The sequence below is a fragment of the Streptomyces reniochalinae genome (assembly GCF_003323735.1).
In the GTDB taxonomy this organism is placed as follows: Bacteria; Actinomycetota; Actinomycetes; order Streptomycetales; family Streptomycetaceae; genus Streptomyces; species Streptomyces reniochalinae.
In genome coordinates, this window is the sequence record NZ_QOIM01000068.1 from 1 (window position 1) to 2,262 (window position 2,262).

Sequence of the window (2,262 nt, forward strand, 5' to 3'; positions counted from 1 at the left end):
TCCTGGACGCGTTGGCCCAGTACCGTCAGGCGCAGGGTCTTCCCGGTGTGTCGTTGGCGTGGGGGTTGTGGGAGGAGGCCAGTGGCATGACCGGTGCCCTGACCGGCACCGACCACGACCGCCTGACCCGGAGCGGCCTGGTACCCCTGACCACCGAAGAGGGCATGACCCTGCTCGATGCCGCGTTGGAGCGGCCTGCGGATGGGGCGCTGGTCACCGCGAAACTCAGTATGGCTGTGCTGCGAGCAGCCGATGCCGCACAGACCTCACCCCTCCTCCGCGGTCTGCTGCCCGCACCCAAACGACGCACCACCACGGGTCCTGTGTCGCGCCGTCTGCTGCGTATGTCGCCGGAAGAACAGAGGCGAGAGGTCCTACGGCTGGTACGCATGCACACGGCGAATGTGTTGGGACATGCCGAGCCCGAGGCTGTTGATCCCGGTCGTGCTTTCAAGGACGTCGGCTTCGACTCGTTGACTGCCGTCGAGCTTCGTAACCGTCTGAACGCGGCGACCGGATTGCGACTTCCTGCCACGTTGACTTTCGACTATCCGACGCCCGAAGCGTTGACCGAGCACCTGTTGTCCAAGCTGACCGCCGCCGCGCTCGCGCCTTCCTCGACCGCTGTCGCGACAGCACCTTCCGCCGGTACCGCTGAGCCGATCGCGATTATCGGGATGGCGTGTCACTACCCGAACGGTATCGACAATCCGGGGGATTTGTGGCGGCAGCTGGTTGAGGGGCGGGATGCCACGGGTGATTTCCCGGTCAATCGGGGGTGGGATCCGGGGCTGTTTGACCCTGATCCTGAGCAGGCGGGGAAGAGTTATACGCGGCGTGGTGGTTTCCTCCATGACGCGGATCAGTTCGACGCGGAGTTCTTCGGTATCAGTCCGCGTGAGGCGTTGGCGATCGATCCGCAGCAGCGGTTGTTGCTGGAGACGGCCTGGGAGGCGATCGAGTCCGCCGGTATCGAGCCGGGAGCTCTCCGCAGCAGCGTCACCGGTGTCTATACGGGGTTGATGTACAACGACTACGCGTCCCGCCTGAACACGAGCCCGCCCCCGGGCTATGAGGGATACCTCGGCAACGGCAGCGCGGGAAGTGTGGCCTCAGGACGGATCTCCTACACGCTCGGACTCGAAGGACCTGCGGTCACGGTGGATACGGCGTGTTCCTCGTCGTTGGTGGCGTTGCATTTGGCGGCGCAGGCGTTGCGGGGTGGTGAGTGTCGGTATGCCCTTGCGGGCGGGGCGACGGTGATGGCGACTCCGCAGTTGTTCGTGGAGTTCAGTCGTCAGCGGGGTCTGGCTGCGGACGGGCGGTGCAAGTCGTTCGCCGCGGCGGCGGATGGGACGGGCTTTGGTGAGGGCGTTGGTCTGGTGCTGCTCACTCCGTTGTCTCATGCGCGGGAATTGGGTCACCCAATCCTGGCGACCATTCAGGGGAGTGCGACGAATCAGGATGGTGCGAGTAATGGTTTGACGGCTCCGAATGGTCCGTCGCAGGAGCGGGTGATTCGTGCGGCGTTGGCGAACGCGCGGCTGAGCGAGGCCGATGTCGATGTGGTGGAGGCGCACGGTACGGGCACGAGGTTGGGTGATCCGATCGAGGCGCAGGCGCTGTTGGCGACGTATGGGCAGGATCGGCCCGACGATCGGCCGTTGTGGTTGGGGTCGGTGAAGTCGAACATCGGTCATACGCAGGCTGCTGCGGGTGTGGCGGGTGTGATCAAGATGGTGGAGGCGATGCGGCACGGTGTGCTGCCGCGCACGTTGCATGTGGATGAGCCGACCCCGCATGTGGACTGGTCGGTGGGTGGGGTGCGGCTGTTGACCGAGTCGACCGCGTGGCCGCAGACGGGGCGTCCGCGGCGGGCTGCGGTCTCTTCGTTCGGGATCAGTGGGACGAATGCGCATGTGGTGCTGGAGGCTCCGCCCGCTGTGGAGGGGGCGCTGTCGGAAGGCTCGGGGGTTGAGGAGCCGGGCAGGCTCGTGTCGTGGGTGTTGTCGGCGAAGTCGCAGGTGGCGTTGCGGGCCCAGGCGGCCCGGCTGGAGAAACACGTCGAAGGGCACCCCGACCTGGGGGCGTGGGCTGTCGCGGGGGCGTTGGCCACCACGCGTACGGTCTTCGACCACCGCGCGGTCGTCACCGGGACGGGCCGTGACGAGCTGATCGAGGGCCTACGCGCCCTGGCCCAGGACGAGACGCGCCCGGGTGTGGTGTGTCCGGGGATGGCTGCCGACGCCTCCGGGCGGACGG

At 66.8% G+C, this 2,262-nt stretch carries 1 protein-coding gene; it reads left to right on the forward strand.

Annotation, left to right across the window (positions count from 1 at the left end; translation table 11 throughout):
* The coding region (locus DQ392_RS34220) for a type I polyketide synthase (RefSeq protein ID WP_245982329.1) at window positions 1–2,262 on the forward strand (2,262 nt) is incomplete at both ends.